This window comes from Microbulbifer mixtoriginis (SeqCode) (assembly GCF_052467705.1).
The window spans coordinates 1,131,977-1,151,462 of sequence record NZ_CP174322.1 but is presented as its reverse complement, the minus strand read 5'-3'; the positions used below and the strand labels follow the sequence as shown (position 1 = coordinate 1,151,462).

General features: G+C 52.4%; 18 protein-coding genes. 11 read left to right on the top strand and 7 right to left on the bottom strand.

Annotated features, from left to right (window positions below):
• Positions 1-84: 84 nt before the first annotated feature.
• From lpxL to fabV, 4 genes are all read right to left on the bottom strand, one after another.
• Entirely contained in the window at positions 85-1,050 is a 966-nt protein-coding gene (lpxL, locus tag ACJJIB_RS05195) for an LpxL/LpxP family Kdo(2)-lipid IV(A) lauroyl/palmitoleoyl acyltransferase (protein WP_252084666.1), read from the bottom strand.
• 113 nt (positions 1,051-1,163) lie between these two features.
• On the bottom strand, positions 1,164-1,397 hold the full coding sequence (locus tag ACJJIB_RS05190; protein ID WP_252084665.1) for a DUF2789 family protein: 234 nt from the start codon (positions 1,395-1,397) through the stop codon (positions 1,164-1,166).
• A 73-nt stretch (positions 1,398-1,470) separates the two neighbouring features.
• Positions 1,471-2,514 carry an NADP(H)-dependent aldo-keto reductase gene (locus ACJJIB_RS05185; protein WP_444888075.1) on the bottom strand — a complete coding sequence of 348 codons (1,044 nt, stop codon included), beginning with the start codon at positions 2,512-2,514 and terminating at the stop codon, positions 1,471-1,473.
• A gap of 185 nt (positions 2,515-2,699) precedes the next feature.
• Entirely contained in the window at positions 2,700-3,878 is a 1,179-nt protein-coding gene (fabV, locus tag ACJJIB_RS05180; RefSeq protein WP_444888074.1) for an enoyl-ACP reductase FabV, read from the bottom strand.
• A 480-nt stretch (positions 3,879-4,358) separates the two neighbouring features.
• On the opposite strand from fabV, the gene ACJJIB_RS05175 reads away from it, so the two are divergent.
• The 3 genes from ACJJIB_RS05175 to ACJJIB_RS05165 all read left to right on the top strand — a co-directional run bounded on the left by ACJJIB_RS05175 (position 4,359) and on the right by ACJJIB_RS05165 (position 6,244).
• Positions 4,359-4,787 carry an acyl-CoA thioesterase gene (locus tag ACJJIB_RS05175; protein ID WP_252084662.1) on the top strand — a complete coding sequence of 143 codons (429 nt, stop codon included), beginning with the start codon at positions 4,359-4,361 and terminating at the stop codon, positions 4,785-4,787.
• A 76-nt stretch (positions 4,788-4,863) separates the two neighbouring features.
• Positions 4,864-5,436 carry a tRNA-(ms[2]io[6]A)-hydroxylase gene (locus ACJJIB_RS05170; RefSeq protein ID WP_444888909.1) on the top strand — a complete coding sequence of 191 codons (573 nt, stop codon included), beginning with the start codon at positions 4,864-4,866 and terminating at the stop codon, positions 5,434-5,436.
• Positions 5,437-5,533: 97 nt separating this feature from the next.
• Entirely contained in the window at positions 5,534-6,244 is a 711-nt protein-coding gene (locus ACJJIB_RS05165) for a DUF2238 domain-containing protein (RefSeq protein WP_444888073.1), read from the top strand.
• 4 nt (positions 6,245-6,248) lie between these two features.
• On the opposite strand, the gene ACJJIB_RS05160 is transcribed toward ACJJIB_RS05165, so the two are convergent.
• Complete coding sequence (locus ACJJIB_RS05160; RefSeq protein WP_444883841.1) at positions 6,249-6,725, bottom strand: Lrp/AsnC family transcriptional regulator; 477 nt, start codon at positions 6,723-6,725, stop codon at positions 6,249-6,251.
• A gap of 186 nt (positions 6,726-6,911) precedes the next feature.
• Here ACJJIB_RS05160 and ACJJIB_RS05155 point away from each other — a divergent pair, with 186 nt between their 5' ends.
• A complete protein-coding gene (locus tag ACJJIB_RS05155; RefSeq protein ID WP_444888072.1) occupies positions 6,912-8,585 on the top strand; it encodes an aminotransferase class V-fold PLP-dependent enzyme in 1,674 nt (557 codons plus the stop codon).
• A 25-nt stretch (positions 8,586-8,610) separates the two neighbouring features.
• Here the strand turns inward: ACJJIB_RS05155 and ACJJIB_RS05150 are convergent, their stop codons facing one another.
• Together ACJJIB_RS05150 and ACJJIB_RS05145 are read right to left on the bottom strand one after the other, a co-directional pair.
• On the bottom strand, positions 8,611-9,513 hold the full coding sequence (locus tag ACJJIB_RS05150) for a universal stress protein (RefSeq protein WP_444888071.1): 903 nt from the start codon (positions 9,511-9,513) through the stop codon (positions 8,611-8,613).
• Complete coding sequence (locus tag ACJJIB_RS05145; protein WP_444888070.1) at positions 9,513-11,018, bottom strand: SulP family inorganic anion transporter; 1,506 nt, start codon at positions 11,016-11,018, stop codon at positions 9,513-9,515. The genes ACJJIB_RS05150 and ACJJIB_RS05145 overlap by 1 nt, the downstream gene beginning before the upstream one ends.
• A gap of 396 nt (positions 11,019-11,414) precedes the next feature.
• On the opposite strand from ACJJIB_RS05145, the gene ACJJIB_RS05140 reads away from it, so the two are divergent.
• From ACJJIB_RS05140 to ACJJIB_RS05110, 7 genes are all read left to right on the top strand, one after another.
• Entirely contained in the window at positions 11,415-12,695 is a 1,281-nt protein-coding gene (locus ACJJIB_RS05140; protein ID WP_444888069.1) for an efflux RND transporter periplasmic adaptor subunit, read from the top strand.
• A gap of 97 nt (positions 12,696-12,792) precedes the next feature.
• On the top strand, positions 12,793-13,494 hold the full coding sequence (locus ACJJIB_RS05135; RefSeq protein ID WP_444888068.1) for an ABC transporter ATP-binding protein: 702 nt from the start codon (positions 12,793-12,795) through the stop codon (positions 13,492-13,494).
• 13 nt (positions 13,495-13,507) lie between these two features.
• A complete protein-coding gene (locus tag ACJJIB_RS05130; protein WP_444883836.1) occupies positions 13,508-14,830 on the top strand; it encodes an ABC transporter permease in 1,323 nt (440 codons plus the stop codon).
• A gap of 10 nt (positions 14,831-14,840) precedes the next feature.
• Positions 14,841-16,049: an ABC transporter permease gene (locus ACJJIB_RS05125; RefSeq protein WP_444883835.1), complete on the top strand. Its 1,209-nt coding sequence runs from the start codon at positions 14,841-14,843 to the stop codon at positions 16,047-16,049.
• Positions 16,050-16,120: 71 nt separating this feature from the next.
• Positions 16,121-16,654 carry a nuclear transport factor 2 family protein gene (locus ACJJIB_RS05120; RefSeq protein WP_444883834.1) on the top strand — a complete coding sequence of 178 codons (534 nt, stop codon included), beginning with the start codon at positions 16,121-16,123 and terminating at the stop codon, positions 16,652-16,654.
• 114 nt (positions 16,655-16,768) lie between these two features.
• Positions 16,769-18,121 (top strand): sigma-54-dependent transcriptional regulator, encoded by a 1,353-nt coding sequence (locus ACJJIB_RS05115; protein WP_444888067.1) that lies wholly within the window; start codon positions 16,769-16,771, stop codon positions 18,119-18,121.
• Positions 18,121-19,443: a sensor histidine kinase gene (locus tag ACJJIB_RS05110; RefSeq protein ID WP_444883832.1), complete on the top strand. Its 1,323-nt coding sequence runs from the start codon at positions 18,121-18,123 to the stop codon at positions 19,441-19,443. Before ACJJIB_RS05115 ends, ACJJIB_RS05110 begins: the two co-directional genes overlap by 1 nt.
• The last annotated feature ends 43 nt before the right edge of the window (positions 19,444-19,486 follow it).

Sequence of the window (19,486 nt, the reverse complement as noted above, 5' to 3'; positions counted from 1 at the left end):
CTTATTTATTGCGCTCGGCCTGGAATAGCACCGCCAAAGTCGAACTGGTATGTTACTTAGGGCGCAGAATCTATGCCAGTGCCACTAGCTCGCTACCTTCCTGCGCTTCTTTTTCTTCTTGCGCACACCTTCATAGACATTGGTTGCGCCCTCTGGACGGGTCTTAAAGCGGCGGTGAACCCACATATACTGCTCGGGCGCCTCGCGGATACGCGCTTCGATGAAGCGGTTGACCAGAATCGCGTCCTGTAGTTCATCACCGGAAGGAATTTCATCGATGGGATCGTACACCTTGAGGCGATAACCGGAGTTGTCATCCAGGCGGGTAAGCACGTAAGGCACAACCCTAGCGCGCCCCACACGGGCAAATCGCGAAGTCCCTGTGACGGTCGCTGCAGGTACACCAAACAAAGGCGCAAAAACACCCTGCTTAATCCCATAGTCCTGATCCGGAGCATACCAGACCGCCCGACCATGTTGCAGGGCGCGCAATACTCCACGCACATCCTTACGCTGATAAACGCTGCCACCGCCTGTATGGCGCTCGCGTCCTTTGCGTTGCATATAGTCATAAACCGGATTTTTATGGGGCCGGTACATGCCATCCAGGGTAATACTCATACCCATCAGGGCCGCCCCCATCTCCAGAGTGGTGAAGTGCATGGCCATCAACAACACACCCTGCCCCTGAGACTGGATTTGCTGTAACTGCTCAAGGCCCTCGAAAGTACATCGCTTTCGCAACCAGCGCGCTGAGCGAAACCAGGCCATACCGGTTTCCATTAACGCGATGCCACTGGATTCAAAATTGCGGATAAGTAAGTTTGCCCGCTCGGTATCACCGAGCTCGGGAAAACACAGGGCCAGGTTGCGCTCGGCTATGGTGCGGCGGCTCTTGGCCATTCTGAGCATTGCTCGGCCAAAACTGCGTCCCATTGCCAGCTGCCAGCGATAGGGCAGTTGAGCCACCAGGAACCAAAGACCGAACAACAACCAGGTCGGCCAATATCGGGGGTGCAGCAGGGCCGCTCGAAAACGAGGTTTTTCCATCGGGTATCGCTACGCGGCCGGGGGAGTTCCCCCGGCTTAATCGGTTGAATTCGGCGTAGTATAACCTATGGGATACAGCGCAGGGGTGGACAACTGGCCAGTGACACGGCGGATTAATGACGCAGCAGTGAGTCCAGCTCATCGACTGCGACGCACCAGTCAGAATCTTCTTCTATGGCACTCTCGAGAAATTGTCGCTGCCCCTCGGTCCAGAAAGATGCTGCGGACAATTTCTCATGCCGATGCAGGTAATGAGTGATCAGAAACTCATGTATTTCCGCATCCTCTGAAGCCAGCCCCAGCTGGGCGAACAAATCATTGAGAGTGTGATGCCCGGTGGTCTCCATAAAAGCTCCCTAAAATTTTCCCTTACCGGTTACGCAATTTTCTCTCCCAATTATAGATATCTCCACCCGCGCTCTAAGGTGCAGGGTTAGGGTTTTCGCTATGGATTGCCTCAATTGCGGCCAGCACTTCCTCATCGAGCTTCAAATCAAGGCTGGCAATATTTTGGCGCAACTGCTCCATGGTTGTGGCGCCGATAATATTAGAGGTCACAAACGGTTGCTGATTGACGAAGGCCAGGGCCATCTGTGCGGGGTTTAGATCAAATTGATGCGCCAATTTCACATAGGCCTCGGTAGCTGCACCAGTGCGCCCCCCCGTATAGCGCTGGAAGCGATCATATAGTGTCAAGCGTGCGCCGACGGGCTTTTCCCCTCCCAGATACTTCCCGGAGAGGACCCCAAAGGCCAGTGGCGAGTAAGCCAATAATCCACATCGCTCGCGCAGGGACATCTCGGCACAACCAATCTCAAAAGTACGGTTCAAAAGGTTGTAGGGATTTTGGATCGAGACGATGCGCGGCTTGCCTAAAATCACCGACTCCCTTAGATACTCATGCATACCCCAAGGGGTCTCATTGGAAATGCCAATGTGGCGCACCTTACCCACCTTGACCAGCTCCTCCAAGGCATCGAGAGTCTCGGCAATAGCGATGCCATCATCCCCTCCGTGCTGATAGCCGAGACGGCCAAAAAAATTGGTCAGGCGCTCAGGCCAATGCACCTGGTATAGGTCGATATAGTCGGTAGCCAGCCGTTTGAGGGAGTGGTCACAGGCCTCCAGTATCTGCGCACGACTCAGCCGCGGGCCCGAGCGCAGATGCCCAACGCCGGAGTTTGCCTCCCCACGCCCAGCTACCTTGGTGGCGATAATCACCTTGTCGCGCCCACCGCGGGCCGAGAGCCACCTGCCGATAAACTCTTCCGTCCGCCCCTGGGTTTCTGGCCGAGGTGGCACCGGGTACATTTCGGCGCAATCAATAAAATTCACCCCTTGCTCGAGGGCATAATTCAGCTGTTCGGCGGCATCATCGGCGCTATTTTGCTCGCCAAAAGTCATGGTGCCCAGGCAGATCTGGCTCACTTTGAGATTGCTGGTACCGAGCTGGCGGTATTCCATGAAGTCCTCCCCGCAAAAACAAAAAGGGAATTATGACCCCTTGCCGCAGGTAGAAAACAGGGAAATGAAGAAGTAATTAGGGAATAAGAGAAAATGCCATGCAAACCTTAACGGTGAGGCAAAATAAAGGGGAGTAGCGACACAACTCCCCGTGGATAGGGGCTCTAACTTGAGCCCCGCAAAAATCAACGGAACTCCGCCTCTACCAATGGGCTGGTATCCGCCTCATAGTCAACACTCTCAGTGCCAAAACCAAACAGCTTGAGAAAATCCGCCTGATAGCCGCTGTAATCAGTCAACTCAAACAAATTTTCCGCCGTTACCTGAGGCCACAGGTTTTCAATCTTAGCCTGGGTCTCCGGGCGCAGCTCTTTATCATCCATACGCAGGCGATTCTCTTCATCGAGGCGCGGCGTATCGGTATAGAGCCCTTCGGTGTAAAGACGATACAACTGCTCAATACAGCCCTCGTGAGTGCCCTCTTCTTTCATCACCTTGTAGACCAGGGAGATATAGAGCGGCATTACCGGGATCGCGGAGCTGGACTGGGTAACCAGAGCCTTGAGCACCGCAACATTAGCGTTTGCCTTACCGCTCTCGGTAATCGCCTTAGCGGCGCGATCCAGGTCTTCTTTGGCCTTGCCGATGGTGGCGTGGCCATAAATCGGCCAGGTGAGCTTTTCACCGATATAGGTGTAAGCCACCGTCTTGCAGTTATCGGCCAGAACCCCAGCTTCGCCCAGGGCCTGCATCCATAGTTCCCAGTCCTCACCGCCCATCACCTTCACAGTGTTGGCAATCTCTTCCTCGCTGGCGGGGTCGACAGTGATATCGGAAATTTCCAGTTTGTCGGTATTCAGGTTTTTGGCGGTATAGGATTCACCGATGGGCTTTAATACGGAGCTGTAGAGTTCACCGGTCTTGGGATCTGTACGGCGGGGTGAGGCGAGACTGTAGACCACAAGGTCTACTTGCCCCAGGTCCTCTTTTATCAATTCAACAGCCTGGGCTTTTACTGTGTCGGAAAAGGCATCGCCATTGATACTCTTAGCATAAAGGCCGGCCTTATGCGCCTCGGCCTCAAAAGCCGCAGAGTTATAGTAACCAGCGGAGGCTGTGCGCTTCTCCGTGGGCGGTTTCTCGAAAAACACCCCCAAGGTATCGGCACCACTGCCAAAGGCGGCAGTAATCCGCGAGGCCAATCCGTAACCGGTGGAAGCACCCACGACCAGGACACGCTTTGGACCATTTTCGATCGCTGGCTGCGACTTGATGTAGTCAATCTGCTCACGCACGTTGGCAGCACAGCCCTGCGGGTGGGCATTGGTACAAATGAATCCGCGAACTTTCGGCTGGATAATCATCCTTACAGTCTCTCCCTATGCACTTGGGGAATCGTGGTTATGTGATCACAGATACGCGGAACACGCATCGGGGAAAACGGTGGTGCAAACCCTGCGTATCGACGCCTGAGTCACACTGATAGGTCATTCTAATGGTTGTGGCCTAGGAGTCCCATAGCCCCCTTTCCCTTCAAACAGCCTCACTGTCCAGAACCTCCCCAATAGCGGCCAAAGTGGCCAAACACCCCTAAAGTGACTTTTTGCACTATTTTTGCGCATCAGGATTAATTTCACGCCGGATATACGGCTTAAATCTCTTGTTATGGCATGCATTCCACCTGAAAAGCTCAGCTAGACTTTCTCAGGCTTGGCACGCTGTGTGCAGAACACTCCATATGCGAAAGCTATCGGTTTGAATACTGGAAGCATCCAATCCGAATAGCCACTGCGCAATTACTTACCCGTCGAGCGTTAAACCCAAAGTAAGTTAGGAAGGTCAGCGTGAAATATTACTCCCGTCACTGTGTCAAACCCTGCGATCTGAATCCCGCACAGCGCCTGTTTGGCGGCCAGCTGCTCGCCTGGATTGATGAAGAGGCCGCCATTTTTGCTGGCTGTCAGATGGGCACGCCCATGCTGGTCACCAAGCTGATGTCAGAGATTGACTTTGTTAGTTCAGCCTGCTGCGGCGATGTCGTGGAATTCGGCTTTGAAGTGGTTGGTATTGGTCAGACCTCCCTGACCGTGCACTGCGAAGTACGCAACAAGCAGACCCAGCAACTCATTGTGCAGGTGGAACAGATTGTTTTCGTGGCACTGGATGCCAACGGCAAACCCACACCTCACGCCAAGGCCGGAATGACCCTTGAGCAGGCACGTATCGCTACGCGGCGTGAGCGGGAGCTTCGCGAGCGTCGATTGGCCGGTTAAAGCGCTCTTTAATCCCCAGAAAGCTATTCCTGTGGATGGCGGTATAATAACCATTTTGTCACTGCCGTTATCCACCATGTTGCAACTACGCTTTAAAACTCCGAGGGCCTGGGCAGAGGTAGTGCTCAAAGATTTCAATCGTTTTCTACAGGATCACGCCGCCGCCGAAAAGAAGGCCTCTGGCATGGCCGTCTCCATGTTCTCCCACTATCCGGACAAACCTCTGTTAGTGGAGGCCATGGTGAACCTGGCATTAGAGGAAATGAACCATTTTCGTCAGGTCATCAAAATCATGCACGAGCGAGGTATCTACCAAGCAGCGGACGAGAAAGATCCCTATATCCACGCCCTGCGCCAGTTAATCCGCCGCGGCCCTGATGAATACTTGATGGATCGCTTGCTCACCGCAGCCATTATTGAGGCGCGCGGTTGCGAGCGCTTTGGCCTGGTGGCCGAAGTACTTCCAGAGGGGCCGCTGAAAACTTTTTATCGGGTAATCACCGAGAGCGAAGCCCGCCACCATAAACTCTTTTTAGAGTTGGCAGAGGAATACTTTCCTAGCCATACAGTAGAAGACCGCCTATGCCATCTACTGGATGAGGAAGCGCGAATCACTGCGGCACTGCCCTACCGTGCAGCTCTGCACTAGCCAGGGATGGAGGCAGTAATCCGATACAACCCACGGAGATAAGCAATCGTGTATGCTGGCGCGGATATACCTTGTCTGTAATGGGGTTTCTGCAGTTATGTCCACCCTTCGCCAACACTGGTACCGCTTGGTACTACTAAGCGTTTTCGCCTTTACTTGGGGTTGGTCCGCCTGGCAGCCCCTACATCCGGATGACTGGTTGTTGGAAAACTACCTGGTCTTTGCAGCCCTACCTGTTATTTTGCTCAGCGCCCGGGTATTTCCTCTATCCAGGGTTTCCTACACGCTAATCACCCTGTTTATGTGCCTGCATGTAATCGGCTCCCACTACACCTACGCAGAGGTACCATTCGGTTTCTCCATGGGGGAGTGGCTCGGCAGCGAGCGCAATATGTACGACCGGTTGGTGCATTTTAGTTTTGGCTTATTACTGGCCTACCCGGTACGAGAGATATTGATCCGCCTCGCCGGCTTGCGCGGTTTTTGGGCTTATTTCTTCCCGGTAGATGTCACCTTCGCCCTGTCCTCCATTTATGAAATTATCGAGTGGCAAGCGGCGCGCACAGTTTCCCCGGAATTGGGCATCGCCTTTCTCGGTTCACAGGGGGATATTTGGGATGCGCAGAAGGATATGTTACTGGCGGGCCTAGGCGCCATAGTCGCTATGTTGATTGTACTGACCCTAAACCTGTGGCTGAACTCCAATACTTGGAAAGAAATACGCAATAGTATGCGGGTTCCTGAAGGGGACCGGGCCAGAGGAGAAGCCAAGCTCCTGCAATGGTGGCGCAACCGACACAGCCACTAATCCTTCAGCCTGTCCCTGCGTAAGTCAGTGGCAGGCGGGTAGTCTGTTTCATGGTCTCCATCACAAAACTGGAACTGACATCGAATAGGTCAGCTTTGATCAGCGCCTTATAAAGGCGGTCGTAACCGGGCATATCGGTAACCACTGCCTTGATCAGGTAATCAAGGTCCCCACTCATACGGTGCACCTCCAATATCTCGGCGATGCCTTGCACCAATTCACCGAACTGAGCAGCCCAATGATCATTGTGCTGATTGGTTCGAATGGAAATATATACGGTCAGTGGCAGATTGAGTTTCTGCGGGTTCAGCAGTGTCACCCGTTCGGCAATCACGCCCTCCTCCTCCAGCTTGTTAATACGCCGCCAACAGGCGGATTTTGATAGCCCCACCTGCTCGGCAATATCCCCCACAGAGAGTGTCGCATCCCGCTGCAATAACTCGAGAATTTGTTTGTCCTGCCGGTTAAGTGCCGCTGCCATACCTGTCCCCACCCTGGCCATCAAATGGCCCATCGTCTCACTTAACCATCAGAATTCAACACAAAGAATCTAAAAACTTAAAATTACGGCACAAAACTTCGGTAATGAGCTGAAAAACAACATAAATAGGCACATTGTTTCACTCCCAAAGCCCTAGAGTGCCCCTATAAAACAGGGAAGAGAATCATGACCACTCTTATCAAGCACATCCGTGAATCTGTTATCGGCGATCGCACACCGATTCCGACTCCTTTTGGACCTAGGCCTTTGGTTTATGCCGATTACACCGCTTCCGGTCGTTCATTGACGTTTATCGAAGATGCCATCCGTCAGCAGGTACTGCCCTACTACGCCAATACCCACAGCGAGAGCTCCTTTACCGGTGCCCAGATTAGTGTCCTGCGCGAGGAAGCACGGGAAGAAATTCGCCGGGCGGTCAATGCAAGCCCCGAACACAAGGTCATTTTTTGTGGCTCTGGCGCCACCGCTGCGATCAACAAGCTGATCGATATCCTCAACATGCGTTTGCCGGCTGACCTGGATAAGCGACACCAGCTACTGGAGCAAATCCCTCCGCAACAACGGCCGGTGGTTTTTATCGGACCCTACGAGCACCATTCCAATGAATTGCCCTGGCGGGAAAGCATCGTCGAACTGGTTTCTATTCCCCTGAATCGCCAAGGCGGGCTGGATCTAAACAGTCTGGAATCCATGTTGCACACTTACGCCGAGCGACCCGTGAAGATTGGCAGTTTTTCCGCTGCCTCCAATGTAACCGGCATTAAAACCGACGTAGCGGCCGTCACCCAACTGCTACACCGCTACGGCGCTCTGTCCTTCTGGGACTATGCGGCTGCCGCGCCCTATGTGGAGATCGATATGTGTGCAATTGGGGACAACGGGGACAAGGTAAATAAAGATGCGGTCTTTATTTCACCGCACAAATTCGTCGGTGGGCCGGGTAGCCCCGGTATTCTGGTGGTACACGAGCGGCTGTTAAAAAACTCTGTACCGGCGACTCCCGGCGGAGGCACAGTACTCTATGTCACCCCGCAAGATCACCGCTACCTGGAGGACCCGGAGCGCTGTGAGGAGGGCGGCACACCCGCCATTGTTGAGTCTATTCGCGCCGGCATGGTCTTCAAACTGCAGGGGATGGTGGGCACAGAAGAAATTGCCAGACGCGAAGAGCAGTTTATCAACCGAGCGCTGCAGCGCTGGTCCCGTGAAGAAAATATCGAAATTCTCGGTAACCTGCAGGCACCTCGCCTTTCCATCGCTTCACTGCGTATTCTCTGGCAGGGCAAGGACTTGCACTACGGTTTTGTTGTGGCACTGCTCAATGATCTGTTTGGTATCCAGGCCCGCGGTGGCTGCTCCTGTGCCGGCCCCTATGGGCACGCACTGCTCGGCATCGATATGGAGCACAGCCGCGCTCTGGAAGAACAGATTCTAAAGGGGCAAAAACTACTACGACCCGGCTGGGTGCGCCTGAATTTCAATTATTTTATCGACGAAGACACCTTTGAATACTTGCTAGAGGCAGTTGCCCTGGTCGCACAGCACGGCTGGAGGCTGCTGCCCTATTACGCCTTCGACACGGTTCAAGGAGTCTGGCGCTTCCAGCAAGAAAAACTCGGCCCAGTTGTCAGCTTGGCAGAGATGGATTTTTTCGCAGGGGCAATAAGCGAAGAAGAGGAGCCTCAACCGCTAAGGAACCTGAGCGACTACCTTGCTATCGCGGAGGAGGAGCTATGCCGAGCTCGGCCGGAGGCGCATTACTGCGAATTAACACTACCTGCAGATGCCGAAGCACTGCGCTGGTTCACCAGCCCCAGGGAGGCAGCGTTGGCACTCTGAGGCCGCAACCCCAGAGCTTCAATGATCAACGCAACAGCAGCAGGGGTTGCCGGGTTTTTAGCAGCATCTTGGCGGTGATGCTCCCCATTAACAGATCACGCAGGCGATTGTGGCTGAAGGCCCCCATCACTGTGAGGTCAATCTGGTGTTCTGACTGATAGGCAATCAAAGCTTCAACCGGATTGCCCTCCAGGTGGCTGGCTGTAACCGCCAGCCCCGCAGTATCCAGCTCAGCGCTGGCCTGCGCCAGCAGCTTCTCCGCCACATCCGCAGGTCCCACATTGACCAGATGGCAGGACATCTGCCGGAACAGAGGGCTCTCTGCCACCAGCGACAGGGCCTTGCGCGCGGCTTCGCTACCATCGTAAGCGAGCATAATGCGCTTAGGTGGCTGGAATTCCCGGTTAACCACCAGAATCGGCTTGTGCAGAGCACGCACCACCGTCTCCAATTGCGCACCCAGGCCCTGGTCAGAATCCGCGTGCTCTTCACCGCGAATACCGAGCACCAGCACACGAATCGAATCCTCAAGCTCCACCACGGACTCGGGCAAGCTGTCGTGGCGCTGGCAGCTCATTACCTGCCCCACTCCAGCAGCCTCAACGCGAGTACGCGCGGCCTGCAACATCAGTTTGCCCTGTTTTACCAGCAACTGCGCGCGCTGTTGCTCCAGCGCGGTCAGCTCTTCCAGTAACTCTTCCTGGCTGCCGAGGCCTATGCTACCGGTGAAGTCCGTTACCGCAGGGACCTCACTGCGTTCGATGTTATGCAACAGCTTTAGTGGCGCACCCAGGCTATCGGCCAGCCAGGCCGAATAATCACAGACTGCGCCGGTGTAATGGGAGCCGTCGATACAGGAGAGTATCAGCGGCTGTGTAGCACTATTACTAAAGGAGTTATTGTTATTGTCGCTGTTGCTTACGGCCATCAATGTCCTCCAAGAACCCGTTCAATTTCCTCGGGTTTATCATGTACGCCGAACCGGTCGACGATTGTCTCACTGGCTTGGTTAAGTCCCACCAGCTCTACCTGGGCGCCCTCGCGACGGAATTTCAGCACAACTTTGTCTAGGGCGTTCACCGCGGAGATATCCCAGAAATGTGCGCGGCTGAGGTCGATCACTACCGTATCCACGACTTCTTTGAAGTTGAATGATGCGGTGAATTTATCGGCGGAATTAAAGAAAACCTGCCCAATCACTTTATAGGTTCGACGACTCTGCGCCTCGTCCAGTTTACTGCTTACATACATAAAGTGGCTGACTTTGTTGGCAAAAAATAGCGCGGCCAGCAACACCCCAACAAACACACCATAAGCCAGGTTATGAGTCCACACTACCACAATCACAGTGGCCAGCATGACCAAATTGGTGGAGAGCGGATAGTGTTTCAGGTTGCGTATGGAGCTCCAGTCAAAGGTACCGATAGAGACCATGATCATAACCGCAACCAGGGCTGCCATAGGGATCACCGCCACCCAGTCACTGAGGAAGACCACCAGGGTCAACAGGCCAATACCGGCCACCAGGGTAGAGAGTCTACCGCGACCGCCGGACTTCACGTTGATTACCGACTGGCCGATCATGGCGCAACCGGCCATACCGCCGAGGGAGCCGGCAGCGATATTAGCAATCCCCTGCCCTTTACACTCGCGGTTTTTATCGCTGTTGGTATCGGTCAGGTCGTCGACAATCGTTGCCGTCATCAGAGACTCCAGCAGACCGACCACAGCCAGGCCAGCGGAATAAGGGAAGATAATCTGCAGGGTTTCAAAATTCAGCGGTACTTCGGGCCAGAGGAAGATCGGCAGAGTATCCGGCAGTTCACCCATATCGCCGACGGTACGGATATCCAGCCCCATAGTTACGGCCACTGCGGTGAGCAGTAGGATACACACCAGCGGTGAGGGCACCGCTTTACCAATCACCGGAATATAGGGGAAAAGATAGATAATCCCCAGGCCCGCTGCGGTCATGGCGTAGACCTCCCAGGTGCCACCGATCAACTCGGGCATCTGCGCCATAAATATCAGAATGGCCAGGGCGTTCACAAACCCGGTCACCACCGCCCGGGACACAAAGCTCATCAGGCTGCCCAGCTTGAGGTAACCGGCAATAATCTGCAGTACCCCGGTGAGCAGCGTCGCCGCCAGCAGATACTGCAAGCCGTGCTCCTTCACCAGCGTCACCATCAGCAGTGCCATGGCACCCGTGGCCGCGGAAATCATACCCGGCCGGCCGCCCACAAAGGCGATCACCACGGCAATACAGAAGGAGGCGTAGAGTCCAACCCTGGGGTCCACCCCCGCAATAATAGAGAAGGCGATCGCCTCTGGAATAAGAGCCAGGGCCACTACCAGGCCTGCGAGAACGTCGCGACGTATATTGCCGAACCAGTCGGCTTTGGTCGATAAGAGCAGCGATGGAAGGAACATAAACGCAATAAATTTGAATTGATCAAAAAAAGGCCGCGCACTCTACCACATGCACAGTCCCCCCGCATAAATCCCCACTACAGACCAAAGATTCAGCGGATAGACCTTCGCCTTCAGTCTCCCCAGCCCTAGCTTTTTTCATCTTCCCCGGCCTCTTAGCACTAGCGGACAAAGCGGACAGCGGACACTTTTTGCGGACACCCCCGAAAAAGTCCTGGACTACCAATAAGTCAAAAAATTCATATTTTTCAAGGAGTTAGAAATTATTTCAAAGTTGGCACACCCCTTGCTCAATACCCGGCAAAACCAGTTTTTTTGATTTGCATCCGAATAGAAAATTTTTTGCATCCAAGTTGGAAAAGCAAAAGCCCCAATTAGAGAGTAATGGAAAGCGAGATGATCAGAGACACTTCCAGGCAAGATACAAAAATCGAAGCCGTGCCGCTGTGGAAGAATCCAAAAGTAATTAAGAGTACCCTCGGCCTCGGCCTGGCCACCGCTTTCCTCACCTGGGGTATCAGCGCCTGGCATAGCACCAGCTCCGTGGATAACACCCTATCTCTATCAAGGATCAATATCGCCCAAGTGGAGCGCGGTGATCTAGTGCGCGACCTGGTGGTTCAAGGCAAAGTCGTCGCCGCCAACAGCCCCACCCTGTTTAGCCCCGCTCAAGGTATCGTGAAGTTTTCCGTGAAAGCCGGAGATAGCGTAAAGGCCGGTCAGATCCTCGCCAGCGTCGACAGCCCAGAGCTGTCCAACCAACTGGCCCAGGAAAAGGCGCAACTGAACCAGCTCGGTGTGCAGCTGCAACGGCAGAAAATCCAGGCCAAACGCCAACAGATGGAGAACGAGCAAAAAGCCGACCTGGCCAAAGTCGATCTCACTGCAGCTAAGAGGGAGTTAAAGCGCTCCGAACTCTCGATGGAAAAACAGATTATCTCCCTGCTCGATTTTGAACGCAGTAAGGACGAAATGGCCCGTGCCCAGCTGGAATACCAACAGGCCGTACAAAATGCAGAGCTGGAGAAAGAGTCTCTCACCTTTGAAACCCAGACTCTGGAGTTGCAGCTATCACAACAACAACTGCAAGTGGAGGAGTTGGAGCGCCGTGTGCGCGAGCTGCAGATCCTCTCTCCAGTGAATGGCACTGTCGGCAGTCTCGCCGTCACCCAACGCAGTGCAGTGCCCGCTAATTCACCGCTGATCACTGTAGTGGATCTCACCAGTTTCGAATTGGAAGCCGCCGTGCCAGAAAACTACGCCGACGACCTGGGTCTGAATATGGCCGTGGCTATCAACCTTGGAGGACGTGAACTGCCCGGCGAAATCACCGCGATATCCCCTGAAGTCATCGACAGCCAAGTCATCGCCCGGGTGCGCTTTAGCGAGGGACAACCCCAAAACCTTCGCCAGAACCTGCGTCTCACCGCTCGCGTACTGCTGGAGAACCGCAATGATGTGTTGCTGGTAAAACGTGGAGGCTTTCTGGATCAGAGTGGCGGCCGCTTTGCATTCCGTCTCAACGATCAACAACAGGCAGAGCGCGTTGCCATCCAAGTCGGCGCGCTGGGATTGAAGCAAGTGGAAATTGTTTCCGGCCTGCAAGAGGGCGATCAAATCATTATTTCCGCCTCCGAAGGATTGGATACGGCACAACTGGTTGCCCTGAAAGAATAGTCCAAACAAGACATTCGACACGCGCAAGCTACTCCCATTCAGCTTCCGCGATTCATTAACGATTTAAAAAATTCAGTGATAAACAAGGAATATCGCCATGCTTAAAATGCATAACGTCCGCAAGAGTTTCCGTACAGACACCATAGAAACCCATGCCCTGCGCGACTTCAGCCTGGAAGTAAAGGAAGGGGAATTTGTCTCTGTCACCGGCCCCAGTGGTTCAGGCAAAACCACCTTTCTCAATATCGCAGGGCTACTGGAAACCCCAACCGGTGGCCAATATTTACTGGACGGTGAAGACGTCAGCAACCTGAATGACCGCCAGCGCTCCCGCCTGCGCAACGAGAAAATCGGCTTTATTTTTCAGGGATTCAACCTGATTCCAGATCTCAACCTATTCGACAATATCGATGTGCCTCTGCGCTATCGCGGCTTTAATGCTAAAGAGCGCCGTAAACGCATCGAAAAAGTTCTGGAACAAGTAGGTCTATCTGCCCGAGCTAAGCACCTTCCAGCACAGCTGTCCGGTGGTCAGCAGCAGCGTATCGCCATCGCCCGTGCCCTGGCCGGCGAACCGCGCTTCCTGCTCGCGGATGAGCCCACCGGAAATCTCGACTCCCTGATGGCGCGCCAGGTTATGGAGCTTCTGGAGTTTATCAATGAATGGGGCACCACTATCGTGATGGTCACCCACGACCCCGAGCTGGCCCGCCGCGCGCATCGCAATATTCAGATTGTGGATGGGCAAGTGTGTGATCTGCGCCCGGTCACCAAGCAACCTGAAGCCGCTACTGCTTAAGGAGCCTGCAGTAATGATTGGATACTATATTTCCCTGGCTCTGCGCAGCCTGCGCAGTACACCGATATTAAGTGCACTGATGGTCGCGGCCATCGCGGTGGGTGTTGGTGCCTCCATGACAGTGCTTACTTTGAACTACACGATGTCAAAAAATGCTCTCAAGCATAAAGATGACGTACTTTTCGCAGTACAGCTCGATGGCTGGGATGTTAATGAAGCCGCAAATACCACCAATGAAATTCCCTGGCAACTAACCTATAGAGACACCCAGGCCCTGCTACGCTCCGATATCCCCACTCACCAGGTAGCCATGCACCGCTATGGTTTCACCGTGGAGCTGGAAGATTCAGCGATCCGACCTTATACCGCCGATATCCGCGTAACCACTCGCGATTTCTTCGCCCTATTCGATGTTCCTTTTATCTATGGAGGAACCTGGGAACAAGCAGCTGATAACTCCCCCTCGCAAGTGGTAATACTCTCCAAGGCCACTAATGAAAAATTATTCTCGGGAGAAAACAGCGTTGGCAAAACAGTCGTATTAAATAGCCAGCCTTTTACAGTCATTGGCGTTATTGATACCTGGGAACCCTCACCCAAAGTTTACGATGTAAACAACAGTTCCTTTGCAAAAGTTGAATCCCTTTTCGTGCCTTTTGGCCTCCACCGCAAGCTGGAAATTTACAGCTGGGGGAACACTAATGGCTGGGGTAATAGTGGAGAAGGAGAGGGAGAAGGCTACGAGGGTTTCCTACAAAGTGAGAGCGTCTGGATTCAATTTTGGGTTGAACTCCGCGATAGCGAACAGAAAGCTGAGTACGAAAACTTCCTAACCGCGTATATTCAAGGACAAAAGGACCAAGGGCGCTTCGAGCGACCATTAAAGTTTGCCCTGAGTAAACCTTCCGAGTGGCTAGTTCTTAACGAAGTTCTCAGCGATGACAATCGTATATTGGGCTGGGTATCTCTGGCTTTTCTGTTGGTTTGCGTTATCAACGCGGTAGCTCTGCTACTAGCCAAGTTTCTGCGCAAAGCGCCCGAAGCGGGTGTGCGCCGGGCGCTTGGTGCCAGCCGTAATGCCATCTTCACACAGCACCTCATTGAAAGCTCTACCATCGGTATTCTCGGTGGGATAGTTGGTATTTTACTTGCTTTTATGGGCATCAGTGGAATCCGTTATTTGGCCATGGGACAACTGGATACAGTGGCCAAGATGGATTGGATAATGGTAATAGCCGCCATCGGGCTTGCCCTGATCGCAAGCCTGCTGGCAGGGCTTTACCCAGCTTGGCGTATCAGTCGCACTAATCCATCCATTTACCTGAAAACCCAGTAAAGGACGAGTCATGCTTGAATTAAAACCCATGTTATCCGCCCTCTGGCGTAACAAAGTTCCTGCCATGCTGATCGCTCTGCAGCTTGCATTGACACTGGCAATCATCAGCAACACGGCTGTTATCGTAAAAGATCGCATTGCAAAAATAGAAAGACCTACTGGTATTGCCGTAGAGGAGATCATAGCCATCAACGTAATGGCGATCCCTAATAACTACGATATGATTGGAGCTGTATCTTCTGATTTAGAATTACTGCGAAAACTGCCTTTCGTCCAAGATGCAACGGTTACCAATCAAGTACCTTTATCCCGGTCAGGTTCCGCGGGCACTTTTTACAATCAACCTAATCAGGAAATCGGTGGAGAAGTCTCTAACCGTTACAATACAGACCCAAACTTTATCAATACTCTGGGCCTAAAATTAGTGGCGGGGCGAAACTTTACCAGTGCTGAAATGCAATATTTTGATCCCAGTGAAAATCGGGATATCAATGTCGCAGTTATTACCCAGCAATTCGCGGATAAAATTTACCCAGACCAAGATCCTATTGGAAAACCCCTCTATGATGGCAACACTTCCCATCCAATAGAAATTATTGGTATTGTCGAACGGCATCTGGGCGCTTGGGTGGATTGGCCAAAAGCAGGCAATGTGGCCTTTTTCCCCATTGTCAGAAATACTCAGGACGTCAATTATTTAGTACGTGCTGAGCCGGGAAAGCGCGATGAAGTGTTGAAGACCTTAGTAGAGAAACTGTCAGAAAGGGATCCTCAAAGAGTTATAAGAACCAGAGTTCTCTCAGAGTATGTCGCTCGCAGTTATGCAGGCGATAACTTAATGGTAAAAGTGTTATCTATTGTTGCAGCCACGCTCAGCTTTATCGTAGCACTGGGAATTGTCGGCCTGACAATCTTCTGGATTAATCAGCGGGCCAAACAAATTGGCGTAAGGCGTGCACTAGGTGCAACCCGCAGTAATATCAGCCGTTATTTTCTGATTGAAAACAGCCTGATTGCCGCTACTGGTATTGCCCTGGGCAGTGCCGCAGCCTTAATCGCCAACCAATATATGGTGCGCGATTACTCCCAGCCGGTATTAACCCTGCTGCCACTCACTATCTGCGCTCTATTGGTACTGGTTGTCAGTCTTTCTGCAGCTCTAGCACCAGCACTGCGCGCTGCCAATATTTCCCCGGCGACTGCAACACGAAGTGTATAAAGATTGGACTTGGTGGTCAGCCTTCTTAATAGCCTGACCACTATTCTTAAGAAAACATAGAAGGATTTTTTATGCGCAATTATTTTAGAGCTGTAGGTTTTACAGCTATATCGCTTTTCATGTCCACAGCACTTGCCGAGCAGCACCCAGTCGTTGCCGGCCCTCAAGCCACAAAGGAATTAGAACAAGAAATCACAACTGTGGACTCACAACTGTTTGATGCAGTTTTCAATAACTGTGACATCGACAAACTGAGCCAGCTTATAACCGAAGACTTGGAAATGTACCACGATAAATGGGGAAAAACCGCAAGCTCAGCGCAAGAGTTTCTCGATGGTATTAGTGGTATGTGTGAACGACAAAAATCTGGCAACGATATCAAGGCACGCCGCGAGTTAATTGCTAAAAGCGTAAAGATATTCCCAATCAACAACTACGGCGCGATCCAAACCGGAACGCATAATTTTTATGGTATTCACGCCAACAACAAAGAAGTACTGCGTGAAAGTGGACAATTTACCCATCTCTGGCAAAAGGTAGATGGACAATGGAAGCTCGCCAGGGTGCTGAGCTTTGATCACCAACCTGCCAACAATAGTCAATAGCTCCTAACACTTTGGTGAATTCCTTCAGCTGGGGCACATATTGCCCTAGCTGCAGTTCCCCCTTAATACCGACTCATTGCATAATGCTCAGCTTACAAGCTGGCTCTTGGTCCTATGGATAAAATACTCATTATCGACGATAACAGCGGTATCGTCTCAGCCCTAGAAATACTGTTATCACTGCACGACCTACAGCCTCTCTGCGCCATTACCCCCCAGGCAGGTCTGCAGCTGTTGCGGGAAAACCGGGATATCAGCCTGGTGATCCAAGATATGAATTTCACCACGGATACTACCTCTGGTGAGGAGGGGCGCGAACTGTTTTTTGCCATTCGCGAAATTAACCCAGATCTACCCATCATTCTTTTGACCGCCTGGACGCAATTGGAAATGGCCGTGGAGCTGGTCCGCGCCGGTGCTGCCGATTACCTGGGCAAACCCTGGGACGATAACAAGCTGATTTCCACCATCAATAATCTTCTTGAACTCGGTGAATTGCAAAAACGGCAACGGGCTTCCCAGCAAAAGGCCATCGATGCCCGCAGTGAATTACAGGATAAATTCGACTTGTGCGAGATCATCTACCGCAGCGATAAAATGCAACAACTGCTAGAGATGGCCACGCAGGTGGCCAAATCTGATGTACCAGTTCTAATTACAGGGCCCAATGGAGCCGGCAAGGAAAAAATTGCCGAAATTGTGCAGGCCAATTCCATGCTACGTGATCAACCTTTTGTAAAGATCAATGTGGGCGCCCTACCGGAAGAGCTGATGGAGGCAGAACTATTTGGTGCCGAGCCAGGCGCCTATACCGGCGCTGGTAATAAGGCCCGTGAAGGACGTTTCGAGGCCGCCGATGGCGGCACCCTCTTTCTCGATGAGATCGGCGAACTTTCTGCCAGTGGGCAGGTGAAGTTATTGCGCGTACTGCAAACCGGCGAGTTCCAGCGGCTCGGTAGCAGTCAAACCCGCAAGGTTAAGGTACGAGTGATCAGTGCCACCAATAGCGATCTGCCCCAAGCCATCACTAATGGCAGCTTTCGCCAGGACCTGTTCTACCGCCTGAATGTGATTGAGTTGCGCCTGCCCCCCCTGTGTGAACGCCCCGAGGATATAGCCCCGTTGGCCATGAATTTTTTACAGGATAACGGCAGTTCAAAAAAACTCTCCCCCCAAGCGTTGACCGCCCTAACCCGCTATCAGTGGCCCGGCAATGTGCGTGAACTGCAAAACGTGATGCAACGCGCTTCGGTTCTCTGCCGTGGAGATACGATAGATGAAGCACTGCTTGCCCTGCCGAAACAGGCCTCAATAGACAGGGCCGAAGTACATTTCGAGCCCAGCCGCGAACTCCTACAGCAAACGCTGGCCAGCTGTAATGGCATTATCGCCCAAGCTGCCAGGGAACTGGGCATGAGCCGTCAGGCACTGTATCGCCGACTGGACAAACACGGTATTCCCTATTGATGTCGAAATATTTCTCTCTGGAAGGCCGTATCCTCGCCTTCTCCATATTGGCTCTAGCCATCGCCACCGGCCTGCCGTGGTTATTAAGCTTTATTGGTTTGGACGCCCGTCTCTCCTGGACCCTGGGCCTTATCCTGGGAATTTGTGCTCTTATCAGCCTGATACATCTGGCACTAAAGCCCCTGACCTCCACCCTGAAATCCCTACAGGGTGGATTGCTCAACTTTCGCGATGGTGACTTTTCTATTTCACTGGTCTCTCCCCGGGATACTGAACTGAGCAAGATCACGAATTTATACAATGATATCGGCGAACACCTCAGACGCGAACGCGCCCATATCTATCAGCGGGAATTACTTCTGGATACAGTAATACAAAGCTCTACCCAGGCTTTGATCCTGGTGGACCAGAGTGATCATATTATTTATTCCAACAGTAGCGCTAAAAAGTTACTCAATGGCGGGAAACCTATTCAGGGTTTACTGTTGCAAAAGTTGCTGCCCAACAGCCCGAAAGAAATTGCCAGCGCCATACAAAATTGGGATAACGGCCTGTTTAATTACACGGATAAATATGGCAGCCACTCCATGCATATTGGCAACAGCACATTTGTACTCAACGCCCACAAGCACCGCCTGATTGTTATGCGCGAGATGACAAAGGAGCTCACCAAGGCGGAAGTAGAGGTATGGAGAAAAGTGATTCGCCTGATTAGCCATGAATTAAATAATTCCCTCGCCCCCATCTCCTCCCTGGCCCACTCAGGAAAAATGCTGATCGCCAAACCGGATAAAGCCGCGGCGCTTGGAAAGGTGTTCGATATTATTGCCGAGCGCTGCAAACACCTGACTGAGTTCACCCAAGGCTATGCCAGCTTTGCCAAATTACCCCCACCAAGCTGTGAACAAGTCAGCTGGCAAGAACTTGTAGAACGTATAGCCCCCCTACAGAAATTTATTTTAAATGGTGAACTACCAGAGCGACCAGGCTACTTTGATCCGGTACAAATTGAGCAAGCTCTACTAAATTTAATCAAAAATTCCCGTGAAGCGGGTTCCAGCATTAATGATATCGAACTGTCGATTCACACTGATGGTCTGGGTCAACAACTGGTTATTGCCGACCGTGGTTGTGGCATGAGTGAAAAAGTGTTGCAACAAGCGCTGCTGCCATTTTTCTCCACCAAAGAACAGGGAGTGGGCCTGGGCCTCGCCCTCTGTAGAGAAATTGTCGATGCACACGGAGGGCACATTCAGTTAATGAACCGAAACGGTGGCGGCTTGCAAATCTCACTATGGCTACCCTGGGAGCAAGAAGCTTAATAGCAAAAATTTAAATTAAACAATTAAAATAGAAATTAAGCCT

Excerpts from the sequence above, each read along its gene's own strand:
- ACJJIB_RS05120 (WP_444883834.1), top strand. The coding sequence starts at position 16,121 with ATGCGCAATTATTTTAGAGCTGTAGGTTTTACAGCTATATCGCTTTTC.
- fabV (WP_444888074.1), bottom strand. The coding sequence starts at position 3,878 with ATGATTATCCAGCCGAAAGTTCGCGGATTCATTTGTACCAATGCCCAC.
- ACJJIB_RS05130 (WP_444883836.1), top strand. The coding sequence starts at position 13,508 with ATGATTGGATACTATATTTCCCTGGCTCTGCGCAGCCTGCGCAGTACA.
- ACJJIB_RS05125 (WP_444883835.1), top strand. The coding sequence starts at position 14,841 with ATGCTTGAATTAAAACCCATGTTATCCGCCCTCTGGCGTAACAAAGTT.
- ACJJIB_RS05160 (WP_444883841.1), bottom strand. The coding sequence starts at position 6,725 with ATGGCAGCGGCACTTAACCGGCAGGACAAACAAATTCTCGAGTTATTG.
- ACJJIB_RS05115 (WP_444888067.1), top strand. The coding sequence starts at position 16,769 with ATGGATAAAATACTCATTATCGACGATAACAGCGGTATCGTCTCAGCC.
- ACJJIB_RS05145 (WP_444888070.1), bottom strand. The coding sequence starts at position 11,018 with ATGTTCCTTCCATCGCTGCTCTTATCGACCAAAGCCGACTGGTTCGGC.
- ACJJIB_RS05155 (WP_444888072.1), top strand. The coding sequence starts at position 6,912 with ATGACCACTCTTATCAAGCACATCCGTGAATCTGTTATCGGCGATCGC.
- ACJJIB_RS05150 (WP_444888071.1), bottom strand. The coding sequence starts at position 9,513 with ATGGCCGTAAGCAACAGCGACAATAACAATAACTCCTTTAGTAATAGT.
- ACJJIB_RS05170 (WP_444888909.1), top strand. The coding sequence starts at position 4,864 with ATGTTGCAACTACGCTTTAAAACTCCGAGGGCCTGGGCAGAGGTAGTG.
- ACJJIB_RS05135 (WP_444888068.1), top strand. The coding sequence starts at position 12,793 with ATGCTTAAAATGCATAACGTCCGCAAGAGTTTCCGTACAGACACCATA.
- lpxL (WP_252084666.1), bottom strand. The coding sequence starts at position 1,050 with ATGGAAAAACCTCGTTTTCGAGCGGCCCTGCTGCACCCCCGATATTGG.
- ACJJIB_RS05165 (WP_444888073.1), top strand. The coding sequence starts at position 5,534 with ATGTCCACCCTTCGCCAACACTGGTACCGCTTGGTACTACTAAGCGTT.
- ACJJIB_RS05140 (WP_444888069.1), top strand. The coding sequence starts at position 11,415 with ATGATCAGAGACACTTCCAGGCAAGATACAAAAATCGAAGCCGTGCCG.
- ACJJIB_RS05190 (WP_252084665.1), bottom strand. The coding sequence starts at position 1,397 with ATGGAGACCACCGGGCATCACACTCTCAATGATTTGTTCGCCCAGCTG.
- ACJJIB_RS05110 (WP_444883832.1), top strand. The coding sequence starts at position 18,121 with ATGTCGAAATATTTCTCTCTGGAAGGCCGTATCCTCGCCTTCTCCATA.
- ACJJIB_RS05185 (WP_444888075.1), bottom strand. The coding sequence starts at position 2,514 with ATGGAATACCGCCAGCTCGGTACCAGCAATCTCAAAGTGAGCCAGATC.